Below are 2727 nucleotides of genomic sequence, written 5' to 3'. Positions count from 1 at the left end.
TACCACTAAGCCCGACTCTGTTTCGCAAGCTTTTCGCCGCGCCTGCATAAGATCAGGACTAAAAGATTTAAGATTTCACGATTTAAGACACGAAGCAACTTCAAGACTTTTTGAAAAAGGCTTAAACACAATGGAAGTTTCTTCTGTCACGGGGCATAAAACTTTAACAATGCTAAAAAGATACACACACCTAAACGCTGCGGATATAGCACTAAAGTTAAATTAATATATTTTAATATATAAGCTAGTTTTTCCTGTTCACTGTGAACGATTTGTGAACGAAAAACAGCTATTAATGTTTTTGACTTATAAAAAATTACATAAGTATTTGATTTTTAAGTCAAAATAAATGGCTTATCAAAGTCCTGCGTGATTGTTTTTGCGACACACCTACATTAACCATGCCCCATCAAAAATAGAGCAGGCTAAATGGCTAAACTCCAAAATCCCAATCGCGCCAAAATTCACCGAAATTACACGGTAGAAGAAATCGCGATGCTGTATGCGGTACACAAAAACACCGTGAGGCTCTGGATCAAAGACGGGCTGTTAACGATTGATCGTAAACGCCCCATCCTGATTGCTGGCGCCGATCTTCGTCGCTACTGGCAAAGCAAACGAACCTGCAGGAAACGAAAATGCCAGCTCTTTGAAATGTATTGCGTAAGCTGCAAGGTAACGCAACGGCCAGCCGAAAACATGGCTGATTATGAACCGCTAAATTCTGACACAGGGCGATTGATCGGTCTTTGCCCCGACTGCGGCGGCATTATCAACAAGTTCGTCAAATTCACCCGACTCGATGAAATCCGGGGCTACTTGGACATCACGGACACGAAACCACTGAAACACATAAGCGAGAGTGACAACCCCCTCGTAAACAGTGACTTCAATCAGTGAGATAAAACCATGACCAAATACAATGCCAACAACGAGCGAATCAAGCGCCAATACTTCACTTTTCTCAAGGAAGCCAAGCGGCAAAATGAAAGCTCGGTCGATGCGGTGGCCAAGGCTATCAGCCGCTTTGAAGCCTACAACAAAAACCGCGATTTCAAGGCTTTTCATTATGAACAGGCCGTGGGATTTAAGCATCATTTGGCCAAGCAACTCAATCAACAAACCGGCAAGCCGATCAGCAAAGCCACCATGCATTCCACGCTAGGCCAGCTAAAAGCGTTCTTCCAGTGGCTGGCAATGCAAACCGGCTATAAATCGCGCATCAACTACAGTGACGCCGAGTATTTCAACTTGTCGGAAAAAGAGGTTCGCATTGCCACGGCAAAACGGCCAAAACCGGTGCCAACCCTAGAGCAGATAAATCATGTCATCCAGTTGATGCCGCACCAGACCGACATCGAGCGCCGTAACCGCGCCCTGATTGCCTTCACATTGCTGACTGGCGCACGCGACAGTGCCATCGCCTCGATGAAATTGAAACATATCGATATTGCCGGCAGAAACGTGTTTCAAGATGCGCGTGACGTGAAAACCAAATTCAGCAAGACCTTCACCACTTACTTTTTTCCGGTTGGCGACGAGATTGAAATGATTATCCAGGACTGGGTTCGCTTTCTGAAAAATGAATTACTTTGGGGTAACGATGACCCGCTGTTCCCAAAAACTCAAGTTGGTGTCGGTGAAGATCGCACCTTTAAAGCCGTCGGGTTGGAAAAATCTCACTGGAGCAATGCATCGCCGATACGTGCTATTTTTCGCGAGGCGTTTGAAGCGGCCGATTTGCCTTACTTCAATCCGCATAGCTTTCGGAACACCTTAACCACACTGGGCCAGCAGCTTTGCCAAACACCGGAACACCTTAAGGCATGGAGCCAGAATTTCGGCCATGAGGACGTATTAACTACCTTGTACAGCTACGGCGATGTACAGCTGCATCGGCAGGGCGAGATTATTCACCAACTCAAACTGCCGCGAACACCCAGTACCCAAAATGCGGATGACATTGTCAGAATGGTTTACAAGGTAATGGCGGAACAGCAAGTCCAGCGAATTTAGATAACCGTAAACCTTGCTGATTGTTAAAATCCAAGGCTTTGCAAGGCCGAGCACGGCTAATCTAATAAAGCATCAGGCCACCATGCTTAGAAAATGCCGCGTTGCTTTTGATTTAATGATGATTCAAAACGTATTTAAACAGGAACCCCAGAATGACCAGCACCCAACAACGCGCCGCACTGCAACGCCAAATCTGGCAAATCGCCAATGAGGTACGTGGCGCGGTGGATGGCTGGGATTTTAAGCAATACGTACTCGGCACGCTGTTCTATCGTTTTATCAGCGAAAACTTTGCTAGCTATATCGAAGGCGGCGATGACAGCATCCACTATGCCGAACTGCCCGATAGTGTCATCACCCTGGAAATCAAAGACGATGCCATTAAAACCAAGGGCTTTTTTCTTTACCCCAGTCAGCTGTTTATCAATATCGCTGCCAGCGCCAACACCAATGACAGCCTGAATACCGACCTGGCCGCTATCTTTGCCGCCATCGAAAGCTCCGCTAACGGCTACCCGTCGGAGCGCGACATCAAAGGCCTGTTTGCCGATTTCGATACTACCAGCAACCGCCTCGGCAACACAGTGGCCGACAAAAACACCCGCTTGGCTGCCGTGCTCAAAGGCGTGGAGAAGCTGGATTTTGGCGAGTTTGACGACAGCCACATCGACTTGTTTGGCGATGCCTACGAATTTCTGATCTCCAACTATA

Annotated in this window: 4 protein-coding genes; all 4 read left to right on the top strand. The window is 47.1% G+C overall.

Going from position 1 to position 2727, the window contains the following annotated elements; translation table 11 throughout:
• The coding region (locus tag AC3B8H_RS20115) for a tyrosine-type recombinase/integrase (RefSeq protein ID WP_488443300.1) at window positions 1-226 on the top strand (226 nt) is incomplete at its 5' end.
• 203 nt (window positions 227-429) lie between these two features.
• Window positions 430-900 (top strand): helix-turn-helix domain-containing protein, encoded by a 471-nt coding sequence (locus tag AC3B8H_RS20110; RefSeq protein ID WP_488443299.1) that lies wholly within the window; start codon window positions 430-432, stop codon window positions 898-900.
• 9 nt (window positions 901-909) lie between these two features.
• Window positions 910-2016, top strand: coding sequence for a tyrosine-type recombinase/integrase (locus AC3B8H_RS20105; protein WP_488443298.1), 1107 nt, complete (start codon window positions 910-912; stop codon window positions 2014-2016).
• A 152-nt stretch (window positions 2017-2168) separates the two neighbouring features.
• Window positions 2169-2727 (top strand): type I restriction-modification system subunit M N-terminal domain-containing protein (locus AC3B8H_RS20100; protein WP_488443297.1); only part of this gene is annotated, 559 nt, incomplete at its 3' end.

The organism is Methylomonas sp. BG-2 (assembly GCF_057766305.1).
This window is presented reverse-complemented; position numbering and strand designations above follow the sequence as displayed.